This is a genomic window from Peribacillus kribbensis DSM 17871 (assembly GCF_000430765.1).
Classification (GTDB): Bacteria; Bacillota; Bacilli; order Bacillales; family DSM-1321; genus Paraperibacillus; species Paraperibacillus kribbensis.
The window spans coordinates 226,534-250,956 of sequence record NZ_KE387237.1 but is presented as its reverse complement, the minus strand read 5'-3'; the positions used below and the strand labels follow the sequence as shown (position 1 = coordinate 250,956).

Annotated in this window: 21 protein-coding genes and 1 other annotated feature; of the genes, 1 reads left to right on the top strand and 20 read right to left on the bottom strand. The window is 45.3% G+C overall.

Features of this window, described 5'->3' with window-relative positions; all coding sequences use genetic code 11:
- Position 1: 1 nt before the first annotated feature.
- The 14 genes from minC to H539_RS0112290 form a co-directional block, all read right to left on the bottom strand.
- Complete coding sequence (gene minC, locus H539_RS0112360) at positions 2 to 688, bottom strand: septum site-determining protein MinC (protein ID WP_026693778.1); 687 nt, start codon at positions 686 to 688, stop codon at positions 2 to 4.
- Between the two features lie 70 nt (positions 689 to 758).
- On the bottom strand, positions 759 to 1,268 hold the full coding sequence (gene mreD, locus H539_RS0112355) for a rod shape-determining protein MreD (protein ID WP_026693777.1): 510 nt from the start codon (positions 1,266 to 1,268) through the stop codon (positions 759 to 761).
- The gene (gene mreC, locus H539_RS0112350) at positions 1,265 to 2,140 is read right to left on the bottom strand and encodes a rod shape-determining protein MreC (protein WP_026693776.1); all 876 of its coding nucleotides are present in this window, start codon (positions 2,138 to 2,140) and stop codon (positions 1,265 to 1,267) included. The genes mreD and mreC overlap by 4 nt, the downstream gene beginning before the upstream one ends.
- 116 nt (positions 2,141 to 2,256) lie before the next feature.
- Positions 2,257 to 3,279, bottom strand: coding sequence for a rod shape-determining protein (locus H539_RS0112345; RefSeq protein WP_026693775.1), 1,023 nt, complete (start codon positions 3,277 to 3,279; stop codon positions 2,257 to 2,259).
- Between the two features lie 178 nt (positions 3,280 to 3,457).
- The gene (gene radC, locus H539_RS0112340) at positions 3,458 to 4,132 is read right to left on the bottom strand and encodes a RadC family protein (RefSeq protein WP_035322595.1); all 675 of its coding nucleotides are present in this window, start codon (positions 4,130 to 4,132) and stop codon (positions 3,458 to 3,460) included.
- 72 nt (positions 4,133 to 4,204) lie between these two features.
- Positions 4,205 to 4,759 carry a Maf family protein gene (locus H539_RS0112335; protein ID WP_026693773.1) on the bottom strand — a complete coding sequence of 185 codons (555 nt, stop codon included), beginning with the start codon at positions 4,757 to 4,759 and terminating at the stop codon, positions 4,205 to 4,207.
- Positions 4,760 to 5,014: 255 nt separating this feature from the next.
- Positions 5,015 to 5,983, bottom strand: coding sequence for an SPOR domain-containing protein (locus tag H539_RS0112330; protein ID WP_026693772.1), 969 nt, complete (start codon positions 5,981 to 5,983; stop codon positions 5,015 to 5,017).
- Positions 5,984 to 6,287: 304 nt separating this feature from the next.
- The gene (locus H539_RS0112325) at positions 6,288 to 7,037 is read right to left on the bottom strand and encodes a prepilin peptidase (RefSeq protein ID WP_180321051.1); all 750 of its coding nucleotides are present in this window, start codon (positions 7,035 to 7,037) and stop codon (positions 6,288 to 6,290) included.
- Positions 7,038 to 7,230: 193 nt separating this feature from the next.
- On the bottom strand, positions 7,231 to 8,943 hold the full coding sequence (locus H539_RS0112320) for a sensor domain-containing diguanylate cyclase (RefSeq protein WP_026693770.1): 1,713 nt from the start codon (positions 8,941 to 8,943) through the stop codon (positions 7,231 to 7,233).
- 120 nt (positions 8,944 to 9,063) lie between these two features.
- Positions 9,064 to 10,365, bottom strand: coding sequence for a bifunctional folylpolyglutamate synthase/dihydrofolate synthase (locus H539_RS0112315; protein ID WP_051348557.1), 1,302 nt, complete (start codon positions 10,363 to 10,365; stop codon positions 9,064 to 9,066).
- Positions 10,366 to 10,557: 192 nt separating this feature from the next.
- A complete protein-coding gene (locus tag H539_RS28420) occupies positions 10,558 to 11,433 on the bottom strand; it encodes an ATP-grasp domain-containing protein (protein WP_035322512.1) in 876 nt (291 codons plus the stop codon).
- Positions 11,430 to 12,335, bottom strand: a complete 906-nt coding sequence (locus H539_RS0112305; RefSeq protein WP_026693768.1) for an ATP-grasp domain-containing protein — start codon at positions 12,333 to 12,335, stop codon at positions 11,430 to 11,432. The genes H539_RS28420 and H539_RS0112305 overlap by 4 nt, the downstream gene beginning before the upstream one ends.
- Positions 12,336 to 12,598: 263 nt before the next feature.
- Positions 12,599 to 15,247: a valine--tRNA ligase gene (locus H539_RS0112295; protein ID WP_026693767.1), complete on the bottom strand. Its 2,649-nt coding sequence runs from the start codon at positions 15,245 to 15,247 to the stop codon at positions 12,599 to 12,601.
- 50 nt (positions 15,248 to 15,297) lie between these two features.
- Positions 15,298 to 15,531 (bottom strand) — a binding site (T-box leader).
- Between the two features lie 244 nt (positions 15,532 to 15,775).
- Complete coding sequence (locus H539_RS0112290) at positions 15,776 to 17,128, bottom strand: glycosyltransferase family 2 protein (protein ID WP_026693766.1); 1,353 nt, start codon at positions 17,126 to 17,128, stop codon at positions 15,776 to 15,778.
- Between the two features lie 331 nt (positions 17,129 to 17,459).
- Between H539_RS0112290 and H539_RS0112285 the strand changes: the two genes are divergently transcribed.
- On the top strand, positions 17,460 to 17,651 hold the full coding sequence (locus H539_RS0112285) for a hypothetical protein (RefSeq protein WP_026693765.1): 192 nt from the start codon (positions 17,460 to 17,462) through the stop codon (positions 17,649 to 17,651).
- Between the two features lie 59 nt (positions 17,652 to 17,710).
- On the opposite strand, the gene ysxE is transcribed toward H539_RS0112285, so the two are convergent.
- The 6 genes from ysxE to hemC all read right to left on the bottom strand — a co-directional run bounded on the left by ysxE (position 17,711) and on the right by hemC (position 24,415).
- Positions 17,711 to 18,793 (bottom strand): spore coat protein YsxE, encoded by a 1,083-nt coding sequence (gene ysxE, locus H539_RS0112280; protein WP_245602171.1) that lies wholly within the window; start codon positions 18,791 to 18,793, stop codon positions 17,711 to 17,713.
- 95 nt (positions 18,794 to 18,888) lie between these two features.
- Positions 18,889 to 20,157: a stage VI sporulation protein D gene (spoVID, locus tag H539_RS0112275; protein WP_051348556.1), complete on the bottom strand. Its 1,269-nt coding sequence runs from the start codon at positions 20,155 to 20,157 to the stop codon at positions 18,889 to 18,891.
- Between the two features lie 249 nt (positions 20,158 to 20,406).
- A complete protein-coding gene (hemL, locus tag H539_RS0112270) occupies positions 20,407 to 21,696 on the bottom strand; it encodes a glutamate-1-semialdehyde 2,1-aminomutase (protein ID WP_026693762.1) in 1,290 nt (429 codons plus the stop codon).
- A gap of 23 nt (positions 21,697 to 21,719) precedes the next feature.
- On the bottom strand, positions 21,720 to 22,709 hold the full coding sequence (gene hemB, locus H539_RS0112265; protein ID WP_026693761.1) for a porphobilinogen synthase: 990 nt from the start codon (positions 22,707 to 22,709) through the stop codon (positions 21,720 to 21,722).
- A gap of 12 nt (positions 22,710 to 22,721) precedes the next feature.
- The gene (locus H539_RS0112260; protein WP_026693760.1) at positions 22,722 to 23,483 is read right to left on the bottom strand and encodes a uroporphyrinogen-III synthase; all 762 of its coding nucleotides are present in this window, start codon (positions 23,481 to 23,483) and stop codon (positions 22,722 to 22,724) included.
- A complete protein-coding gene (gene hemC, locus H539_RS0112255; protein WP_026693759.1) occupies positions 23,483 to 24,415 on the bottom strand; it encodes a hydroxymethylbilane synthase in 933 nt (310 codons plus the stop codon). Before hemC ends, H539_RS0112260 begins: the two co-directional genes overlap by 1 nt.
- Positions 24,416 to 24,423 lie beyond the last annotated feature (8 nt).

Sequence of the window (24,423 nt, the reverse complement as noted above, 5' to 3'; positions counted from 1 at the left end):
ATTAGAAACCCCCTTCAAATCTATTTAAATTTGGTCTAATTCTCTTTAAGATTTGCAGTCTATCAATGATAATCTGCCCATTGTCGACATAGGCACATTCCATGCCGCTCTGTTCTTCGCTGTTAGGTTCAGGGGCTCCGTTCAGATAGTCTCCTATTCTAATTTGGGACGGCTTCATGACCGATGCTGCAATGACTGAGTCCAATTTTCCATATTTACCTGCATGGGCAATGCCTTTCAAAGCACCAAGAATGAAAATATTGCCGCCCGCAGATACCTGTCCGCCCGGGTTTACATCTCCGATCAGCAGCAGATCTCCCGGCACTTCGATCACCTGCCCGGAGCGGATGACGGCGGCCATGGAGGTTATCTCTGACGCTTCCCTCTGGCTTTTAGCTTCGTCAATGGTAATGACATTAGACTGAATTCCTTCAATTTTAAACGTTTTCTTTGCCGCAATGATATCCCGCAGCCTGCTTTCCTGCTGCTCGGTTAGATATCGGTACCCGGTATGCACCCTTACCGAAATCGATGGCTTGTTTTCTGGTGCCTTCATATTGGCAGAAAGCTTTGCTTCCAGCTCCTCTAAGAGCATATCAAATGAACATGAATCATCGAGATGGAGTGTCAGCCCTTCTTTTGTTCCTTTAATGATTACATTTGCATTTGGCAGTAATTTATTACTCATGGGGTCACCTCAATGATTACATATTCGACATTCTTTGCCATAATCCTTTTCCAGGAGCCATCACCAACATTCAATCCACAACTTTTGAACGGTCAATCACAAATTTAATCGGAAACGCCAGGATGATCACCGCTGCGGCATTCAGCAGAAGGGTTGGCAGAAGCCTCAGGCTTGCAAATTCATTAAAGCTGATATCTGTAAAATGAATCAGGCTGTTGGCCTCATATACCAGAATTTCCAGCACCGCTACAGCCAGGATGGATACGAGTGCAGCACTGAGCATATTGGAATGCACCATCTTCATGACTCTTGATACCACCAGTGCCAAAAAGGCAAATAAGAAAGCATAAATACCCAGAATTTCCGTATAGACGACATCAAATAAAAATCCGAACACCAGACCGTATATAATACCCGATTTAGTAGAACCGAATATAGTCAGAAAAACGATAAAAATAAAAAGAAAATGCGGCACAAAAATCCGGGAGCTGTGGAAATGCTCCCCAGAAAATAAGTCGGCATAAGAACTCTCTGCTAAAAAGAGGAAAAGGGCAGTGAGCGGAAGCCATACTCTGCTCACAGATCACCGCCTCCTGATTCTGTTGGATCTACTGTAGTAATGGTCCGTTTAACGACCATCAGATGATTCAGGTCATACATGACAGCCTCGGGTTTGATATACGCTACCTGAGTCAGCCCGTATTGATCGGATTCCACCTTTTCCACTTTTCCAACCGGAAGGCCTTTCGGAAAGACTCCTCCTAGGCCGGAAGTCACCACTTCAGAGCCCTTTTTGATTTTTACGTCATAAGGGATCTTTTTCATCATAAGCAGTCTTTCCTTCTGATCAAAGCCCTCGATAAATCCATAAATAGGAGTCTTTTCAGAATAAATGCCCACAGAAATCCTGTTCTTCGGATCCATAGAGCTTAAAAGCTGGACGGTGGATGTAAACTGGGTGACTGTCTTGATTTTGCCGACAAGCCCCTTCGCAGTAATGACCGCCATATTTTTTTTCACACCATGGATTTTCCCCCGGTTAATAATGACTTTTTCATGCCACATATCCGGATTCCGGGCAATGACGGTTGCCTGGATCGGTGAAAAATCTCGTAAACTTTCTTTCTTGCCCAATACATCTCTTAATTCGGTATTTTCTTTTTCAAGGTCCTGGACCTTTGTTTTTAAATCGACATATTCATCAAGGCGGGTCTTTAATCGTTTATTTTCCTGGTATGTATTTTCAAGATCTTTTACGTTCTCAAAAAAACCAGCAGTTAACTGTACAGGCTTATCAAAGATATTTTGAATAAACCCTGTCGTATCCTTGAGGAATTGCTCAGGCCAGCTGAGCTTCTCCCTGTCCCTAACAGAAAAACCAATCAATGCCACCAGGATGATAATACTCACCAGCAGCACAATCAGCCTTTTGTTTAGAAAAAATTGCGGCATGACTTCACCTCTATACATTCTGTCTCATCAGATCGGGAGCCAGCAGTGAGGCAATCCCAGATGCTGTTTTTATTGAATACTGGATCCAGCCTTAAGGCGGATCCAGATTCTATGACTTATCGTGAGTAACTTGATCTTCCTTTGAATAAATGAATGTGGTCCAGCGCTTTGCCGGTTCCGATGGCCACGCAGTCCAGCGGATTCTCTGCAATCAATACAGGCATTTTGGTTTCATCGCTGATGACTTTATCCAGATTTCTCAGAAGAGCGCCGCCGCCTGTCAGGACAATTCCTCTGTCCATGATATCCGCAGCAAGCTCCGGCGGAGTCTTTTCCAGGGTATTCTTGACTGAATCCACGATGGCATAAACGGTATCACGCAGGGCCTTGGAAATTTCACCTGCTGTAATCTCGATCGTTTTCGGCAGCCCGGTCAATAAATCACGGCCGCGGATTTCCATATTGTCGATTCCTTCCGGTTCTCCTGCAGAGCCTACTTCCATTTTAATGCTTTCAGCCGTTCTATCACCGATCATTAAATTATAATTTTTGCGGATGTAATTGATGATCGCATCATCCATTTCATCCCCGGCAATACGGATCGACTGGCTCGTCACAATACCGCCTAGTGAAATGATGGCAACCTCGGTCGTTCCGCCGCCAATATCGACTACCATGCTTCCGGTAGGCTCCCAAACGGGAAGATTGGCTCCAATTGCAGCAGCAAACGGCTCCTCTATCGTGTAAGCATCGCGGGCACCGGCCTGCCTTGTAGCATCGATAACCGCTCTTTCCTCGACGGCAGTGATGCCGGATGGCACACATACCATTACATATGGCTTGCGGGCAAATAATCCTTTGTTCTTCGTCGCCTGCTTAATATAGTATTTCATCATGATGGCCGTTGTTTCGTAGTCCGCGATGACTCCGTCCTTCATCGGGCGGAGGGCGACCACGTTGCCCGGAGTACGTCCGATCATGTTTTTCGCATCATTTCCAACCGCTACGATCTGCTTGGAATCGGTCTGCAGGGCGACAACGGATGGCTCGCGGAGAACGATGCCTCTTCCTTTCAAATAAACCAACGTATTGGCTGTTCCCAAATCTATTCCTAAATCTCTTGTTCCTATACCTAACATAGCTGTATCTCCCTTTCCAAACTCTTTACATTTTTATAGTAAGAATGAACCTAAGTTTCAGTGGTCGAATTTTAGTAGTTGTCGAATATAAGCTGTTCTTTATTCAAGAATAGGACCATGATCTTCCTCTAAAAATCATAAATTATATTATATCTTATCGACAAGAAATTTCATAGCATCATACATATCCTTTTTCCTTCAAACTCACATATTTCTTTTCTCCGATAATGATATGATCCAATAATTCGATTCCGATGATCTTTCCACATTCCGCCAGCCTCTTGGTGACTTCAATATCCTCCCTGCTTGGGGCCGGATCGCCTGAAGGATGATTGTGCACACAAATAATAGAAGCCGCGGATCGCCTGAAGGCTTCTTTGAACACTTCTCTTGGATGCACAATGGAAGCATTGAGGCTTCCGATGAAAATGGTCTGCTTATGGAGGATCTGGTTCTTTGTATTCAGATAGAGGCACACAAAGTGCTCCTGGGTTAAAAATCTCATATCATTCATGCAGTAATCCGCGCAATCCTCCGGTGAACGGATCACATATCGGTCATGGAAGGATAGATTGCTGATTCTTCTGCCGAGCTCAACTGCCGCAAGCACCTGGATGGCCTTCGCCTCACCGATTCCCTTCAGGGACATCATTTCCTCAAGAGAAGCATCGCGCAGGAGGCGGAGCCCCTCAAAATGACTGATCAATCTGTTGGAAAGCTGCAGGACGGATTCATTCTTCGATCCTGTCCTGAGCAGGAGCGCAATCAATTCCTGGATGGACAGGGCACCAGGGCCTTCCTGGATAAAGCGCTCCCTGGGCCTTTCTTCAGCTGGATAATCCTTAATCAACATTTGTTCCGGCACACTTAATTCCCCCTTTTTCGTTCTTATCGAAGCAGGGGGGAATTCACGAAAGCGCTGGTGTTAAAAAGCCCGAAGCTCCCTTGACAGGCGGGCTACTGGAAGCCCGACAACTGAAAAATAGTCGCCTTTAATTTCTTTCACTAGGACAGAGCCAAAGCCCTGTATGCCATATGAACCTGCTTTGTCAAAGGGATCCCCGGTATCCAAGTAGTTCTCAATCTCTTCCTTCGTGAGATCCCAAAACACTACTTCGGTTTTTTCGTAAAATGTAACGGTTTTTTCTTTTGCGACAATGGAAACCCCTGTTAATACTTCATGCTTCTTTCCGGACAGCATTTCAAGCGTCTGCCTGGCATCCTGTCTGTCCTTAGGCTTGCCAAGAATTTTATCACCCAGGACCACTATGGTGTCCGCGCCGATCACGCAGGCTTCAGGCTCCAGCCCAAACACAGCCTTTGCCTTTAATAGGGACAGCTTCTTTACAGCTTCTTCTGGAGATATTTGACTGGGGAGTGTCTCATCCGCATCGCTGCTGATGATGGTAAAAGGCATTTGCAATAGCTGCAGAAGTTCTTTTCTGCGGGGAGATGAGGACGCCAATATAAGAGGTTTCAATTAGATTCACCTTACCTTCAAGACTTGGATATTGGGAGATACATTACAATCGTATCAAAAGACCACAAAGGCTACAACATTTCGACAAATTAAATTTTATACTCCGCCTCTTACTATGGCCATTCTCCCGGTAAATATGAGAGAACTCTAGGCTGCCGGTATTTTGACGCAATTTTACAAAAATAAAAAAGGCTTCTTCAGCCTTTAATAGGGGGGTCTATTTCCCGGAAAATAGAAAGTCATATATTTACATTATTATTCCCCATACAGTGCTAAAAAGTCCAAGAGCTTCTGCTGAGTCTGCTCCAGCTTTTTCTCCTCAGTGCCTGAAAGATAAATGGCTGCTGCATCGCGAATGGTTTTTTCCATTTGAGGCAGTTTATCCCCTGCTGCCCTGCGGTCTTTTTCGATCTTCTCCACAGCTTCTTTTAGCGCATTCCCGCTCGTAGAGGAACTTTGCTGCAATAATTTCCTCGAACTTTTTTCAGCAAGGAGGCTGTACACTTTGTTCAAGTCCGCTAGATGGGCGGCGTCTCCTGAAGCACCCTTTCCGCTTTTGCTTTTTAAGGTGATTTCCTTCCAGAATGCATCCACCTCCTGCTTCTTGAATTCCTGCGACAGGGCCTTCGCATCATCCAGGCTTCCTGCGGCACCCAGTATCACTAGATAATTCCCACCCTGTTCCATCACCTTGGCCGGCACCCCTTTTTCTTCCGCAGACGCCGCTGCAGCCTTTGCCCCTTTTTCCCCGGAGAAGATTCCTCCCTGGACGATATAGGCATTTAACGAAGGCAGAGCGGAAGCGGCCGTTCTCGAAGCCGTCTTCTTGCCTTCAGCAGGTGTCTGGATTTGAGCGGCAGCCGGTACCCCTTGATCCTTGTCCAACAGATTCTTGGATGTCACGGTTTTTAGCGCCATATACCCCAGGCCAGTCCCAACCACGACAGCAAGCGCAATCGAAACCCAGACAGAAGGCTTCTTAGCCTTAAATGTAAAAGACTTTGCTTTCTTCTCTTTCGATGCTTTGACAATATAAGGCGATTCTGTCTCTTTTTCCTCAGCTGCTTCAATCTCGGGGATCACCCAGTCAAAGCTTTCCTCCGGAGCAGGCTCCGAGGATGCGGCTGTTTCAGACAGGGACAGCAGATTCCCATCCTTCAAAAGCTTTTCTTCCCCATTGATTTTAATCTTGATCTTACTGTTTTTTTTGCTGCCTTTTTTCATTTTTCTCCACCTCCATTCGTTTGGTTAGACTGTTTATGAAAACAGTCTATTAAAAAAATACAAAACTAGTAAATATGTAAAGATGGCTCAGAAAGCTTCCAGGACAGGCCATCGAAGCTTCTGTTTTCCATCCTATCATAGGGTCAAAAAAAAATAACAAGACTTTTGTCGTCTTGTTATCATTAGCTTTCGTCAAATTCTATTCATTTGCCACAATATACTCTTCGGAAACCTCAGGACGTTTTCGGAGTTTGTTCATTGACCTCTTTCTGTAAAGTACCGTTCTAGCCTTCCCGTACTCCCTCTATAGCAGAAGTCTGAAATACCAGGCCAGTATATTCTGTCCAAAAAAATATGCAGTCAATGTGCCTAAAAAGATGAAGGGGCCGAACGGAATCGGCTTCCCTTTCTTTACCCTCCCGGCGGCCATTAGTAGAAGTCCGATCACAGTTCCGAATAAGGTAGAAAGAAACATGGATAGAAGGACCAGCTTTATGCCCATCACAAACCCCAATAGCCCAAATAATTTTACATCGCCCCCGCCCATACCGCCTTTTGAAGCAACAGAAATAAATAGCATTATCCCAAGCCCTGATGCAGCTCCAATAATAGAATCCCACCATGGGTTTAAAGGAATAAATATACGTTCTAGTAAAAAATTCAACGCAAAAAACAGCAGTATTTTATCCGGAATCACCATATATTTGATGTCTGTTATAAAAATGATGACAAACAAGGAAATCAACGACCAAGATACCAACAGTTCCTCTGTCCAGCCTAGGATAAGCGGGCTTATAGCAAATAGAAGCCCAGTCATAAGCTCCATTCCCGGATAAAGCGGGGAGATCGGTGCTTTGCAGCTCCGGCATTTCCCTCCTTGGAACACATAAGATAGCACGGGTATCAGTTCGAGGGGGCTAAGCACATGTTTGCAATAGGGGCAGGCTGAGCGCGGGTGCATGATCGACATTTTTAGTGGTACTCGAAGTCCTACAACGTTATAGAAGGAGCCGAGTATTAGGCCCGTTAAAAATATATATAAAAATATGATCATTTTATAAAACTACTTGCTAAAACAAAAAGTAAATGAAAGTATTTTTTTTCCATTTAATCCGCTCCAATTATTCAGGATATGAATTTATTACCAATGTATATCCATTATAAAATATAGGATATAAATTGGATATTACAACTTTTTTGGATTCGGATAAAAAAGAATCCCCGCCATCGACGGGAATTTGGTCATTTTAATTGCTGTATTGGGCCACCCGGTTCCTGCCCGCTTTTTTCGCTCCCATGTACATGGCCCTGTCGGCATGTCTCACAAGAGAGAGGGGATCCTCGGCATCAGCAGCGGAGGCGACACCGATACTTGCTGTTATAAAGACTTCAAGCTTTGTCCTTCTTTCCCCAAGATCGGAATGGAGAATGAAAGGCCGGGTTTCGATGTATGAGCGGATCTTTTCAGCAAGGGAATATGCCCCTTCTTTGCCGCAATCAGGAAGCAGCACTACAAATTCTTCCCCGCCGTATCTGGCGACCGTACCCTTGGCTCCTATGATTTCCTTCAGCCTTGTGGCCATTTGATAGAGGATGTCATTCCCTCCTTGATGGCCGTATGTATCATTGACTGCTTTGAAATGATCCAGGTCAAGCAGGATAAGGGATAATTCCTGTAGTCCGCCGTTTAAGACCTTCTCATATTGAGAGTGAAGCAGCTCCTCGAAATATCTGTAGTTATAGACCTTTGTGAGTGCACAAACTTCACTGTTCTTCTTCGTTTCCTCATGAAGCCTGGCATTTTCTACCGCAGCGATGAGGTGGGAGCAAAGGATATCCACGAGTGTCAATTGGTATTTCTCAAACGCCTTTTTCTGGACGGCAGCCAGGATGATGACCCCTTCTGTCTGGCTGTTTCTCATGATTGGGACTGACATCACACTTTGGATGTACTGTGGTATGTAAGAGGCGTTCCTTGATGGAAATTCAGCAGGAGAATGAATGATCAGCTGCCTGCCTGAAGCATAAACCTTTTCCGCTATCCCTTTATATGGGGCAATAGGCGTCACGTTCCCAAAATCATGCTGTTCATTTTCAAGTTTGCAGATCAGGGAAAGCTCCTCATTTTTCTTTTCATATACATAGGCTGCATCAATCGGGAGAAGGTCAGTGATCTTTTCAAGAAAGATATCCAGCACTTTCTCCATATTCAGGATCCCGGAGATTTGATGGCCAATATCGCTTGTCTTCTGTAAGGCCCGGTTCATTTTTCTAGTCGAATTATACAGCTTGAACATTGCTGCTACACAGATATAGGGGATGCCCACTAAAAAGATCGTGATGATCCCAAGTTCCACGTAAAGCATATACATAGCCAGGCCGATTGGATAGACGACGGTTGTCGATGCAAGGGCATCCCACATAAAGTCGCTCTTTCCGAATACTTTACGGTCTTTGTGAATGAAAAAGGTGATGCTGGAAAGTAAGATTTGATTCAGGCAGAACGCCGTTAAATGATAGAGTGTGATGGGTATAAATTCCTGGATATGGAGAAAATCGGGCTGGTGATTCCCTCCCACTGCATAAAAGACTTCTGCGCTGCCCAGCGAGATGAAGAAAAACATCAAGGAGTTCAGCGGATACCGGTATACCGAGTCCCCTCTTACCCCAAGGTTAACCAGCATGACCATGACGGCCACCTGCGTTAAGGCCAGTTCCGTTGTCAGGCCGAATATTAAAAAAACGGCCAGTGAAACTCCCTCGAATATAACGAGGGGGACCTTATTGATTTCAATGGGAATACAGGCAACGATGCACATTAAAACCAGAAAGGCAATCATGTCAATTTCTTTCCCTGTCATCTGCGGTGGGAACGCTGCATATACAATCATAAAAATAGCCGGTACTAAAAGAAACCACATCAGCCAGATACTTATTCGTTTTTTAATGGATACCTGCATAGTCCCTCCTGCCGCCTGAATCCCCATTAGGTATTTAGACTTATTTTTACAAATATATTAGCAAATTTTATGAATTTTGTCATAGTTTTTCCATCAAGATAGTAAAAAAGTTTTATTCCGTTAAAGTAGCCGCTCCCTTAAATAGCCTCTGGATTCGGATATTAAATAAAGGGAGCCAGTAACGACAAGGGCTTCATCCTGTTTTAAATTCTCAAGGGACCGCTCGACAGCCTGCTTCCAATCTTTGAAATGTTGAATGCTGGAACGGCGGCTGGCGGAATAGAGTTCTTCTGCAGAAAGACTTCTTTTCATGCTGATTTCTGTAAATACGAAATCCTCCACCTTTTCTTCTGCAATCGACAGCATAGACTTATAATCCTTATCCCTCAGAACCGCCATAAGGAACTTTGGCTTCCTGCCGGGAAAATTCTCTGCTAGGGTCTTGATGAGCACTCTCATTCCGTCGGGATTGTGGGCGCCATCTAAAATGACCAGCGGATTCCGGCTGAGAACCTCGATCCGCCCTTTCCAGCTCGTATTCTTTAATCCTATCCGGACCGCCTGACTGCTGATCTGGAAGCTGCCTTTTTGTGAAAGCAGCCAGACGGCGGCACAGGCAAGCGAGGCGTTTTCCACTTGATGCCGGCCGAGCATACTTAGTTCAAGCTGCTTCCAGCGGCTTTCTCCTGCCATAAAGTCAAAAACCTGATGTTCTTGGTTCGACCTTATAGCTTCAGGCGTAAAATCACGTCCTGCTTCTACAAGGTCCGCATGACATTCCCGGGCCTTTTTTATCATGACTGACCGTGCTTCCTCCGCCAGCTTCCCAATAATGACCGGTACTCCTTCTTTAATGATTCCTGCTTTTTCAAAAGCAATTTTGCCCAATGTATCCCCGAGGATCGCAGTATGCTCCAGGGAAATATTAGTGATGATCGACAAGAGGGGCCGAATGACATTCGTGGCGTCAGTTCTCCCGCCAAGACCTGTTTCAAATAAAACGATATCCGGCTTTTGCTTTGCAAAATGCATGATGGATAAGAGAGTCAGGATTTCAAAATGTGTGGCGTGATCCTGTTCGCCGCAGGATTTCAGTGCCTTCATCAGTTCATTCATAAGATCCAGGATTTCCTGATCTTTAATATCGCGGTCATTGATTTTAATTCTTTCGTTCAGTCTTTCTATGTGCGGTGAAGTGAAGGAGGCCGCTGTCAGCCCCTCCGCCATGAAAATTTCCTTTAAATAGGCTAATGTAGAGCCCTTTCCATTCGAGCCGGCAAGATGGATGAAGCTCAGATCTTTTTCCGGATTTCCCAGTTCCTTCAGGATTGTTTCCATTCTGGAAAGACCAAAATCCATGCCAAGCATGGCTTCTCTTTCTTCTAAAAACCGTTCTGCTTCACTGTATTGTTTAAACTGCAAAAACCTTCCCTCCATAACATTGCAGCCATAAAGTTTTGTCTCTTCACAGGAAAAAGCACCTGCAGGACAGGTACGGCTGCTCTTAGTTTGAAATTTTACTCCTCTCGGTTGTGAAGTTAATATAAAGCGATATCACTAGAGAGGCAAAAGTGAGAACCACTTCCAAGCACCTTGCTGTGACTTCTCCCCCATTTACTCATCTGCTCTCTCTCCCGATAAGTCTTTAAGCACATACTCCAAAAGAATTCTTACGATATTAATATCGGAATTCAAGCTTAGAGTCCTGCTTCCTACTACGTCCTCAATCTCGTTAAACAGAAAATTTCCATCTTCATTAAAAATAAAATCAATTCCTGCCATGCCGAAATCAAACAGATCAATGATTCCATTCACCATTTTCACCTGGGAAGGAGAAAGATCATACATTCCTGAACTCCCCCCGAGTGAGTGATTGGATCTGAAGTCGTGATGAGATTCACGCAGGACAGCTGCCACGATTTTCTTTCCGACCACAAAGACCCGTACGTCTTTTCCCGGCTTCTCCAATTTCTGAAGAATCACCTTTTTGCCGCGGGATTGAGTGAATACGTCTTGAAGTTCTTCATGGGAATTAACCCGGAAAACTTCCTTTCCCCCTCTTCCCTGAACCTCCTTTACGACGCAGGGAACAGGAAAATCCCCAGGGCAGAAGAAATCAAATTCCGGGCCAAGAAAATAGGTATCCGCCATGGGAAACCCTTTTGAAGCCAGCAGCTGGTGGGTCCTTGCCTTATCATTGGCTATACGCGATATGTATGATGAATTATAGACTCTGCATCCCATGAGCTCCAGCTGTGCAGTAAACAGCTCATCGATATTCCTCATGATCGCAAATTGGGGCAGTTCCACTTGTTTACCATTATAAAGAAGAAGGAGGGCATGCTGTTTTACACCGATGGTAAAGCTCTCCTTCACCATGAACTCAAGCCCGGTTCCGAGAAGCTCCGCTTCTTTTAGAAGCCGCTCGATAAAAACAGAATTCCTGCTGCTGTCTTCTTTGTTGTAAATCAGCCATCCCTTTTTTTTCATGACATTCTTCCTTTTAAATAATTCGCAATATATTCCAGCATTTTATTTGCTACATCGACCCCTGTACAGTCATAGATATTTTTAAAATGAGCATTCGAATTCACTTCACAGAGGATGGGTTCATCTTCTTCGCCAAATAATAAATCGACCCCTGCAAAATCTGTCCCAGCGAGTTCCGCGCTTCGGACGGCTAATTCTTTCTGCTCCTTTGTCGGCGTAAAAGGATACATTTTGCCGCCGGCCGTCACATTGGCCCTAAAGTCGGTTTCTGATTTTCTGTACATGGCAGCGACGACTTCCCGTCCCACCACATTCAGCCGGACATCCCTGCCAAAGCTTGAAGCGATATACTCCTGAAAAATATAAGGTGTATCCTCAAGCTCTGTGACTTTCGATCGAAGCTGATCCTCATTTTCAATCAAGTATACTTGAGCGCCAAATGAGCCATATACTTCTTTAATGATGAGCGGATATCCAAGCTCCCTGCCAATTTGATGATAGGATTCCCAGCCGGAAATTTTAAGGCCTTTAAATACCTTTGGTGCAAGGATCGTTTTGGGCATCTTGATTCCGTGATCCGCAAGCTCCTGGAAGGTTAACGATTTATCATCGCACACCTCAATGGAGCGGGCAGAGTTAAACAGCTTCATCCCCATCTTTTCTAAATGATAGGCAAGCCGGATGTCCTTGTCCCAAAAGAACACAAAATCAGGGAGGATTCCTTCATATCCGCCTTTGATCACGGCCCTTCCATCCTCAATGGCCGGAATGAGCTCATGGTTCGGGATCTTGGTAAAATCCATTCCCATTTGCAGCCCTTCCCTATGAAGCCATTCAATCTGCTCCATAAATTTTTCACTGCTCAAACTTCCATTGAACACAAGCCACCCTGTCAGGCTCATAATGCATCACCTCTTGCATGATTGATAATTTCACGAGGCTGTCTATGACTGAGGTAAATCCAGACACTCCATGTTTCAGATCAAGAAGCCTCCGATTCAGCTCGAACTGAAGGCAGTCCATTCCGCAGGCCCTGGAAATATGGGCTGTCTCCTTTTGATCCAAGTTGTGTAATGTATAGTTTATCATAGAACGTTTTTATAGAGGAACGTGTGCTCCAATAAAGGAAAGCCGCCTCGCATATGCGAAAGGCGGCAGTCATGCATTATAGATTTTTCAGCTCATCAATGCGGCGGATCACAGCATCTCTTTTTTCACTATAATCCTTCTCTTTGGCTCTTTCTTCTTCAATAACTTTTTCAGGAGCCTTGGCCGTGAATCCAGGGTTGCCTAATTTCTTTTGAACACGGTCCACTTCTTTATTGAGTTTTTCCAGTTCTTTGGTCAATCTCTGGATTTCCTCATCAATATTGATTAAGCCTTCCAGCGGAAGAATGAGCTCAACGCCTGTAACAACAGCCGTCATCGCTTTTTCGGAAGCAGGAGCTTCCGTTCCGATGGTTAATTCCTCCGGATTGCAGAATCTTTCGATATAAGCTGCATTTTTACGAAGAACTTCTGCAATGTTTTCATCCTTGGCTTTTAATACCAGCTTTATTTTCTTGCTTAGCGGTGTATTTACTTCGGAACGGACATTTCTTACTGCACGGATGATTTCTACAAGAAGCTTCATTTCCTCCGCTGCCTGCTGATCACTCAGATCTTCCCTTACAGAAGGCCACTCAGCAGTTGTAATGGACTCTCCTGAATGCGGAAGGTTCTGCCAGATTTCTTCTGTGATGAACGGCATGAATGGGTGCAGCAGACGCATGGTTTGATCCAATACATAAGCCAGGATTGAACGGGTCGTCTTCTTGGCTGCTTCATCCTCCCCATATAGAGGAAGCTTCGACATTTCGATATACCAATCACAGAAGTCATCCCAGATGAACGTGTACAGCGCACGGCCGACTTCACCGAATTCATAGCGGTCTGCAAGTCTTGTTACGGTCTCGACGGTCTCGTTCAAGCGGGTTAAGATCCACTTATCCGCTACAGACTTTTCACCTGTAAGATCGATTTCCTCATATCTAAGGCCATCCATGTTCATCAAGGCAAAACGGGATGCATTCCAGATCTTGTTGGCGAAGTTCCATACAGACTCGACCTTCTCAGTAGAGAAGCGGAGATCCTGTCCCGGAGAGCCTCCAGTCGTCAGGAAGTAGCGCAGGGAGTCTGCTCCATACTGGTCGATCACGTCCATAGGATCCACACCATTACCGAGGGACTTACTCATCTTGCGGCCGTCGGAAGCTCTGACAAGTCCATGTATTAATACATCCTTGAATGGCCGCTCTCCAGTGAACTCAAGTCCCTGGAAGATCATCCTGGATACCCAGAAGAAAATAATATCATAACCTGTAATCAGGGCGCTGGTTGGATAATAACGCTTATAGTCTGGCGCTGCTTCATCCGGCCAGCCCATGGTTGAGAACGGCCAAAGTGCTGAACTGAACCATGTATCGAGCACATCCTCATCCTGATTCCAATTCTCGATATCTGCCGGCGGTTCGTGATCCACATGAATCTCACCTGTTTCTTTGTGGTACCAGGCAGGAATCCGGTGGCCCCACCACAGCTGGCGTGAGATACACCAGTCACGGATATTTTCCATCCATCTCATATACGTATTTTCAAAGCGTTCTGGAACAAAATGAACTTTTTCATCCTCTTTGCCCTGCAGCTCAATCGCTTTATCTGCCAGCGGCTGCATTTTAACGAACCATTGAGTAGAAAGATACGGCTCGACAACAGCTCCGCTTCGTTCCGAATGTCCTACAGAGTGCATATGCTCTTCGATTTTAAACAATACTCCCTGTTCCTGCAGATCCTTTACAATCTGCTTACGGCATTCGAAGCGGTCCATTCCCTGGTATTTGCCGGCTTTTTCATTCATGCTGCCGTCTTCGTTCATAACCAGGATGCGCTCAAGATTATGGCGGTTTCCGATTTCAAAGTCATTCGGATCATGAGCAGGGGTAATTTTAACCGCGCCTGAACCAAATTCCATATCCACATAATCATCGCCGACAATCGGGATCTCTCTTCCAGTAATCGGAAGAATGACCGTTTTTCCGATCAAATGCTTATATCGGTCATCTTTCGGATGAACTGCCACTGCCGTATCCCCAAGCATGGTTTCCGGTCTTGTAGTGGCAATTTCAATGGTGCCTGATCCATCGCTTAGCGGGTATTTCATATGATAGAAAGCACCCTGGACGTCCTGGTGGATAACCTCAATATCGGATAGAGCCGTCTTGGCTGCGGGATCCCAATTAATGATGTATTCTCCTCTGTAAATCAGTCCTTTTTTATACAGGGATACAAATACTTTCCGGACTGCCTTTGAGAGACCCTCGTCCAGTGTGAAGCGCTCACGGGAGTAATCCAGCCCAAGGCCCAGCTTGGCCCATTGATCTCTGATATGCCCCGCATATTCTTCCTTCCATTTCCAGGACTCTTCAAGGAATTTCTCTCTTCCCAGCTCATAGCGGGATTTACCCTGTTCGCGGATTTTCTGATCCACTTTTGCCTGTGTCGCAATGCCGGCATGGTCCATACCTGGAAGCCAGAGAACATCATAGCCCTGCATCCTTTTCATTCGAGTCAGGATGTCCTGAAGGGTTGTATCCCACGCATGGCCCAGATGCAGTTTTCCGGTTACATTCGGCGGCGGGATCACGATGGTATATGGTTCCTTCTCTTCATTAGGCACCGCCTCAAAGAATTTCCCTTTCAGCCACCATTCATATCTTCCTTTTTCAATCGACTGCGGATCATATTTGGTTGGCATCGATATCTGATTTTCTTCCATTTCGATTCCTCCTTGTACACTTTTGGACAAAATAAAAACTCCTCTCGCCTTAAAAGGACGAAAGGAGCTGATTTCGCGGTACCACCTTTTTTCCGGACTGAACAAGCCAAATCCGGCACTTGAAGTTAGATAACGGCTCTGCACCGGTTTCCGCTACTATATACGTTCACGGAAACAGCTCAAGGGTGACTTCCAGCAAACACTTGCTTAAGGAGCCTTTCAGCGTGTCAGCCCCTCTCTCTAAAAGCAGTTATTTCTGTACTTTTCCCTGTCTGCGCTTCTTCTTTTATATGTTTAAATTATATGTTACAAAATATTGATATATATAGTCAATATTAATTTCCTATTGGAATCAATTTTATACCCTTCACCCTAATAGTCATAAAGATTTTAAAAAAAATACCTTGCCAAATTGTCTAATTGATGTAGTGACTAGAATAAATACTTTAAACAACATTTGAACAGATCAGCACTCCGATTTGTTCAAATGGGCCAATGAATTAAGTTGAGAAATGTCTGTTATATTTTTTATTCCCATACTCGTCTCGACTTAAATAACTCTTGCAAATAGCCCCATAAAGACACTGGAGACATAATCATCTGATATGCTATTAAAAATAAAATGAACCCTCGTTTATTTTTCCTTACTCTCAGATCAAGATTACGAAAAACATAGTCTCTTTGATAGATATAAAGAATTCCATAACTGATGGCCGTCAAAGGCAATACCAGCAGAGTCATAGGTCCGACTATCCAATAGTATCCAAAACAAGAGAGAACCAGGCCAGGCAGCCAGCACGTAGTATATACAAAGTCCAAGTACGGCATAATGAGATTAATTCCCGTTAGATATTTGATATATATCTGCGGCTGGTTCCATGGCTTTATTTCCTGAAGCCCTTCAATCATTCCCCTGGCCCACCGGGACCTCTGTTTTGTAAAATGGGAAAGAGTTGCCGGAACATCCGTAAAAGCAACAGCTAGAGGTTCAAAAAAGACCTTCCAGCCTTTACTTAGGAGCCTCCAGGTCAACACGATGTCCTCTCCGATTGCGTCCGGCCATCCCGCAACCCCACGGACAGCCTCTGTCTTGTATAGGCTAAAAGCGCCTTGTGCTACCAAAGTCCCTTGATACAACCCCTGCAGCCTTTTAATGGACGCAATTCCAAGAAAGTAATCCCACTCTTGGACTCGGGTCCAGATCGTCTCACGGCTGTTTCTGGCAAGCATGGAGCCAGCCACTGCGCATACTTCATCAGGGCTGCTCTTAATTCTGGATACTAGATACCTGACAGCGGATGGGTGCAGAAGTGTATCAGCATCCAGCGTTATTACATATGGAGTTTCCACCTCTGTAAGCCCCTGATTCAAGGCATGGAACTTGCCTGGTTTGCTTTCATGCAGCACGGTTATATGTAAGGACAACTCCTGTCCTACTCTTAGCGCTTCAGCAGTGGTATTGTCCTGGGAATTGTTATCAATGACAATTACTTCTATTTTCCCAGTAAAATCTTGCTCAGCTACATATTTTAAAGTATCAAATATAGAAGCTTCTTCATTGTAGGCCGCGATAAGCAAGGTTACCGGGTCAGAAGGAAATTCCTCTTTAAAGGAAGGCTGTTTATCAAATAGAAGGCTAAGTACCAGGAAAGAATTCATATATCCTGGTATATAAGCAATGCCACTGATGATCAGAATAGCCAGCGGGTAAGTAACTATTTCAGCCAAATCTGTCAGCCAAGACAATGATATATATATAGATATTCCCAGCCACCCTATAGAAATGACGTGGCTGATCCAAAACTTCATATTTACACTTGTGTAGAATCTGTTATTCATCCACAGATTTCTTTGTTTAACAGGAGATAAATTCGGTTTCATTTCAACCTTCCATTTTTCAGGTAATTGTTCCGGTGTACGAAGCAGATTATTCATTTAACATCAGCTAATACACAGTCCATTTACCTATTATTCTAATTGTTCAAAAGGCAGTTCGGCAATACATTTAGTTATTTTCACCTAAAAAAATATAAAAATATTTTATTAGGTGAAAAACTTACCCTAATATATACAAAGCAATAAAGTTTTGAAAAAACACCTAAGAAAACTTTGTTAAGAAACACTGTAAAACAAACTCATAGTCATAAAAAAAGGCAAAACCTTATAGGATTATAATAAGCTCTTTTTATCATCCAGCTTGGAGGGATGCACTGTGAAAAAGAAATATAGTCCCTATTCTCTTCCTCCATGGCTCAGGAGCCTGAGGGCTGGCTGCAGCCAATTGATCATTCCTTTTTGTGTCTTCCAAGGGATTCGCACCTTTCTGATTCCGACTACGTTTGATGTCCTTTTTTTAGCCCTGCTGGTTGTATTGGCGATTGCTCTTAGACTTGAATGGATTTGAAGAGGGACATGGAAAGTCCCTGAATAATTAAGTCCCGCACATTCACGGATGTGCGGGACTTATGCTTGGGCTTGCTGCTGGGCAGCGGCCTTTTTCTGCTGTTCAAGCTCCTCCAATTTCATCACGACATATTCGGTATTCTTTAGCTGCCAATAGTGAAACTGAAGATTTTTAAGCAGCCACAGCTCCGTCTTGGTGCCCTTTTTTTCCTGGAAATGCCTGAGGGCTGAAATAAAATATCCGGGATGAGCCAAATATGCCATAAAAAGCTCCATTTCTCCATCTCGGAACGAAAAATATTTAAAGTATGTGTACAGCCACTCCATGATATCTGTGTTCACGACAGGATACGTTTTCATGGATCTTACCAGAAAGGGAAGAAGATCGGTGTGCGGAGGGGCAACCCTTGAGTTTTCCATATTGAGAAAATATCCATATCCCCTGTCATCATAAACAAAATGCCTGCTGGAAAGCTTACCATGAACGATGACGGTCCTGACCTTGTCTTTTTCCTTTGTGGCTTCGTACCACTCCTCGAATTTTTTAATGGAAAAATCCAGTGCCTGTGAGACATCAAAGTAATACATACAGTACATCAGCTCAAAAGGTGACATATAAGTCTTTCGCTCACAGGACTGCAGGAACTCTTCAGAAAACTCCTTGTTCTTTTTCCATTCGTCCAGGGTCTGTTCGTAATGATCTTTTCTTTCTTCCTTGTTCACTTCTATTTCCTTCACAGAAAGAGAATGAATTCTGGCCAGCTCACGGAACATCTGTTTATGCTTTTCGCTTCTTTCACTGATTTCATCATTGGGCAGCCATGGCATGAGATAATACAGCCGGTTCTTGTGCAGGACAGCATATCTGCCGTCATTGGCAGGAAAGATGGGAACGATCCGGTTATAGCCTCTCTGGTAGATGCGGTGCATATGCCGGATAAAAGCCATACCGGGCTGCGGCGGGATCGCCTTTAATGCAAAAACACCGTTATTCGTATAAACACGCCAGAGGTTTCCATATTTTTCACAGTAATTCACTTTTAAAAGATAGTGGCTCATAATCTCTTCTATATCTTTGTTGGAATTTCCGCTTTCGTCCACGGAAATCACACCCTTCCTCACCTGCATTCCTTTAATGCTCATTTTTTGTCCCTTCACCAGAAGCTGGCCGCCACGGTCAAAAGGCGTGCCCTAAAAATAAAGCAGGGCAGAAAAACACTGCACCTGCCGGATATCAACTATCTCTTCTGGGATACCTGCTTAACTGGAATATACAGGACCTGTCCCTGGGTAATTTCATTGGCAGAATCCAATTCATTTAGTGCCAGTATGGCATTAGCATTAATTTCATACCTGCTTGCCAGTGAGTTTAAGGTATCTCCCTGCTGGACAAGGCAAACTTTTACTTTTGTATGAGCCTGTTCTTCTTTTCTTGCAAAGAAATCGGTCAGGGAAACTCCCTGCTTCTCCCTTGCACTTCCTTCATTTTTCCCACTCTCAGTGCCGCCTGCTTCCTCTTCTGCCTCTTTGCTGCGGCGCGAAGAAGAAAAGGTTTTTCTTGAAAATGACGCCTCTTCGTAGTGGACATACTCCTGAACAGGTTCTTCTATAACAGGCATTTCCTCTGCTTTGACAACAGGTTCTTCCTGCTTCTCCTCTGTCTCCAGTTTCACTTCTTCCCGCTCTTCTGCCTCTATAATCGAGCTTTCTTCCTGAGTAAATACCGGCTGAAAAGGATTTGTGTCTTGATCCTGTACATCCTCCCGCTCGTCTTCAGCTGCTAAAAGCGGAAGCTCCTCGTAGCTCGGAATGGCATCAAGAGAAGGATAAGTTTGTGCTGGCTCCTCAGGTTCTTCAGCCTCCGGAGTCCGTTTCGCTTCTGCTTCAAATGGGACAAAAATTGAACGTTCGGGAGTGCTCAAGAAGTCAGAGCTATAGACTGGACTTTCCTCTTCTTCTGTTTCCACCTCGGCCGCCTCCGGAGAAGCAGAACGATACAGAATCTCTTCTTCCATCTCTTCAACCTCTTCGATGCCCTCTTCCGCATACCCCGGCATACTCTGCTGATCACCGTAAATCCCCGAAATCATCAGCTCCGCACAGAGAGTAAGACAATTCTTCTCCGGCATGGAATAATCAAAGGAAGCTATCGCTACATTCACTTCTTCCAGGGAAGAAATCCGATTGGCTGGAATCGTTATATCCACAGGAAATCTATGCTGAAATTCATATAAGCCATCCTCACGCTCTTCAAAATAAGAAATCGTCCTTGGGGAAACAAACGAGAAGCTTTCATTCTCAGTGTCCGCCGCACCCGGCTGCTCTCTTTTATACTCTCCTGCCAGATGCAGTTCCCCTTTTATCACCACATATTGTTCCATATCCTGGACAGTGACATGAGGATCGAGCGAGAGCGAATAAAGCTCATTAACCTCCTGTCCTTTTTGGAACCATATGGATTCCTCCACTGAAAATCTCAATAACGACTGGTTTTCACTGGCCACCATACTTCCCCCCTTCAAAATATACAAAGCATACGCCCATATCCGTACAGCATATGAGTTCAAAAAGGGAATTATGTTTAAAATGAACCATATATAAAATAAAGATACCCGCCAATTACTAAGGCGGGTTCCTCTATTTTATATACGTATGAGCACCTCAGGAACGGGTCCCTTCAAGGGTATGCCTCGATCTCTTACCTGGTCAGGCAAAGAAAACGAGGCAGGACTCTTCGTGGCAGCTGCTTTTTATACTTATTTTTTCAGTTTAGTAAATGCTTTTTCCACAGCTGAAACGGTTTTGGCGATATCCTCATCTGTATGAGCAGTGGAAAGGAACAATCCTTCAAACTGGGATGGAGGCAGGAAGATTCCCTGTTCTGCCATCTCACGGTAATAATCCGCAAAAAACTGAAGATCAGACGTTTTAGCTTTATCATAATTGATGACATCTTCATTTGTGAAGAAGAAGCCGATCATGGAGCCTGCACGATTGAATGTCAGAGGCACTCCATACTTTTCTGCCGCTTTGCTGATACCTTTTTCAAGAATATCCCCTTTGCGGCTGAATTCCTCATAATCCTCGGGTGTCAGCTGGCTGAGGGTTTCATAGCCTGCAGCCATGGCCAGCGGATTCCCTGAAAGAGTGCCGGCCTGATAGACAGGGCCGCTCGGTGCAATCTGTTTCATGATTTCCGCTTTACCGCCATAGGCGCCGACAGGCAGGCCGCCGCCGATGACTTTACCAAGGCAGGTAAGGTCTGGGGTGATGCCATAATAGCCCTGAGCACAGTTATAGCCAACACGGAAGCCTGTCATGACCTCATCAAATATGAGCAGGGATTTGTAACGCTCTGTGATCTCACGCAGGCCTTCTAAAAAGCCTGGAAGAGGAGGCACAACGCCCATGTTTCCCGCTACAGGCTCTACAATCACACCGGCAAGGTCGTCCCCATATTGTTCAAACGCCACATTTACGCTGTCAAGGTCATTATAGGGAACCGTGATCGTATTCTTGGCAATTCCCTCAGGGACGCCCGGGCTGTCCGGAAGCCCAAGGGTCGCTACGCCGGAGCCCGCTTTGATCAGAAGCGAATCTCCATGCCCATGGTAGGAGCCTTCAAACTTAAGGATTTTATTTTTGCCTGTATATCCCCTGGCAAGCCGCAGAGCGCTCATGGTCGCTTCTGTACCGGAGGAAACCATTCTCACAATCTCCATCGAAGGGACTCTCTCAATCACGAGTTCCGCAAGCTTATTTTCCAAAAGAGTCGGCGCCCCGAAGCTTGTACCGGTTTCAGCTGTCTTTTTGATGGCTTCGACTACCCGGTCATTTGTATGGCCAAGAATCAGCGGACCCCAGGAAAGGACGTAATCGATATATTCGTTTCCGTCTATATCATAAATCTTGGAGCCTTTTCCTTTTTCCATGAATATCGGATCCATGCTGACAGATTTAAAAGCGCGGACAGGGCTGTTCACACCGCCAGGCATTAATCCTTCGGCCTTTTTGAAGGCTTCTTTTGATTTTTCATATGAACGCATAGTAACATCCCCCGATCTTTAGATTAGACTTCCTCTTTGATCCAGCGTGCGGCATCCTTGGCGAAATACGTGATGATTAAATCGGCGCCTGCTCTTTTCATGCTGGTCAGAGTCTCCATCACAATAGCTTTTTCATCGATCCAGCCATTCAGCGCTGCTGCTTTGATCATGGAGTATTCACCAGAGACATTATAGGCAACCAGCGGAAGATTGAAGTGGTTCTTCACATCGCGCATGATATCCATATAGCTGAGGGATGGTTTTACAATGAGGAAATCTGCTCCCTCTGCAACATCTGACTCTGCTTCACGGATCGCTTCCATGCGGTTCGCAGGGTCCATCTGATACGATTTCCTGTCCCCGAATTGCGGAGCAGAATTCGCTGCGTCCCTGAACGGACCATAATAAGCAGAAGAATATTTTACAGCATAAGACATGATCGGGATATCCAGATAGCCTGCTTCATCCAGCGCAGCGCGGATCGCAGCAACAAATCCATCCATCATATTGGATGGGGCGATGATATCTGCGCCTGCCTCAGCCTGGCTGACAGCTGTTTTGGCCAGAAGCTCAAGGGATTCATCATTCAATACCCGTCCGTCTTCTACCACACCGCAGTGTCCATGGCTTGTATACTCGCACAGGCAGGTATCTGCTACTACTAGAATTTCAGGATATAGCTTTTTCACGAGGCGGGTGGCCTCCTGGACAATTCCATTATGAGAGAATGCGCCTGTTCCGCATTCATCTTTATGCTCCTCGTGAGGAACACCAAACAGAATAACCGATTTAATTCCGAGGCTTACCACCTCTTCCATCTCCTGTGCCAGATGATCCATCGAAAGCTGGAAAACGCCAGGCATGGAGGAGATCTCCTTCCGCACTCCTTCACCTTCCGCAACAAAAATCGGATAAATGAAATCCTCTGTGCGCAAAAATGTCTCCCTTACAAGGGCTCTCATATTTGTACTTGCACGCAGACGGCGGTGTCTGTGGAAGTGTAGTTCATTCATAATTATTTCCTCCTAATCAACGTTTCTCTTCATGTATTCTATAAGCTCGTCCAGCATCTGCTCAACGGTATAAGTTCCAGGACATACATCGACCGTAAGTCCCAGCTGTTCAGCTGTTTTCCTGGATGCAGGCCCGATACATACCACGATGCTTTCTTTTATAGTATGCCATAAATGATGCTTTTCGATGATGTTCACGGCTTGGACGACGGTAGAAGAACTTGTAAAGGTCAGGATATCCACTCCTGACTTTGTCAGGACTTTTACCAGATCTTCCTCACTCTCAGGCGGCCTGACATTTTCATAGACAATCAACTCGCTGCAGGTATGGCCAACTCCTGCCAGCCTTTCTGCAATCAAGCTTCTGGCAAGATTTCCTTTTGGGATCAGGACAGAAGAGGGCGAGGTTAAAAGAGGCAGAAATTCATCCAGAAACCCTTCTGCAACAAACTTCCCCGGCATAAAGCTGATGGAAAAACCTTTCTTCTCGATGCAATCCTTCGTTTTCCTGCCGATTGCCGCAATTTTCGGCATGCCGAGGGCTGCATACAGCTCCTCTGTCAGCCCGAAATAGCGGACGGCATTCACACTGGTAAAAACCAGCCAGTCATACGCACCGGGCTTGATGTGAAATCCCCGTTTCTGAAAGGAAATCATCGGGATCGAAACCGGGACTCCCCCCAGCTTCCTCACTTTTTGGATGAATGACTCTGCCTGGTTCCGTTCTCTTGTAATCAATACAGTGCGGCCGGCAAGCGGGGAAGCTGGAACCACTACTTGTCCAGCTCCTTTTTTACTGAGTCAATCAGGTCTTTTCCTCCCTTTTCAGAAAGAAGGGCTGCTGCTTCAAGCCCTATAGAAGCGGGATCATCGCCTGTCAGACTTTCTTTAAGGACAAGGGATCCATCCGGATCGGCAACCAGGGCGGTCAGTGTTACACGGCTGTCTTCTCCGACCGTGGCATACCCTGCAATCGGAACCTGGCAGCCGCCCTCCATTTTATTCAAAAACGCTCTTTCAGCGATGACTGCACGCTCCGTTTTTTCACATGTAAGCTTTCGTAATCCTTCAAGCAATTCATAATCATCTTCACGGCACTCTATGGATAAAGCACCTTGGCCGACTGCAGGAAGGCACAGCTCAGGCTCCAGGAATTCCGTAACGACCTCCGACTTCCAGCCCATCCTGGCAAGACCTGCCGCCGCAAGGATAATGGCGTCATAATCCTCATCCTGCAGCTTTTGCAGCCTGGTATCGATGTTTCCTCTTATCCACTTAATCTTAAGATCCGGCCTTGCCTTTAGAAGCTGGGCGCTCCTGCGAAGACTGCTCGTGCCGATGACGGCGCCTTCAGGCAGATCGCTCAAGGGCCTGCTGCCTTTTGAGATCAGAACATCCCGGTGGTCTTCCCTCGGCGGGACACAGCCAATCGTCAGTCCATCCGGAAGCATTGCCGGCATATCCTTCATACTATGTACAGCCATATCAATCTCTTTATCAAGCATTGCCTGTTCAATTTCTTTTACAAACAGGCCTTTTCCCCCTACCTTGGAAAGCGTGACGTCCTGGATTTTATCGCCTTTCGTAACAATTTCCTTCACTTCGAATTCAAAAGGAAGACCCAGGGACTTCAGCTGGCTGATCACCCAATTCGTCTGGGTTAGAGCTAGTTTACTTCTTCTGGATCCGACAATGATTTTTCGCATAATAGCCT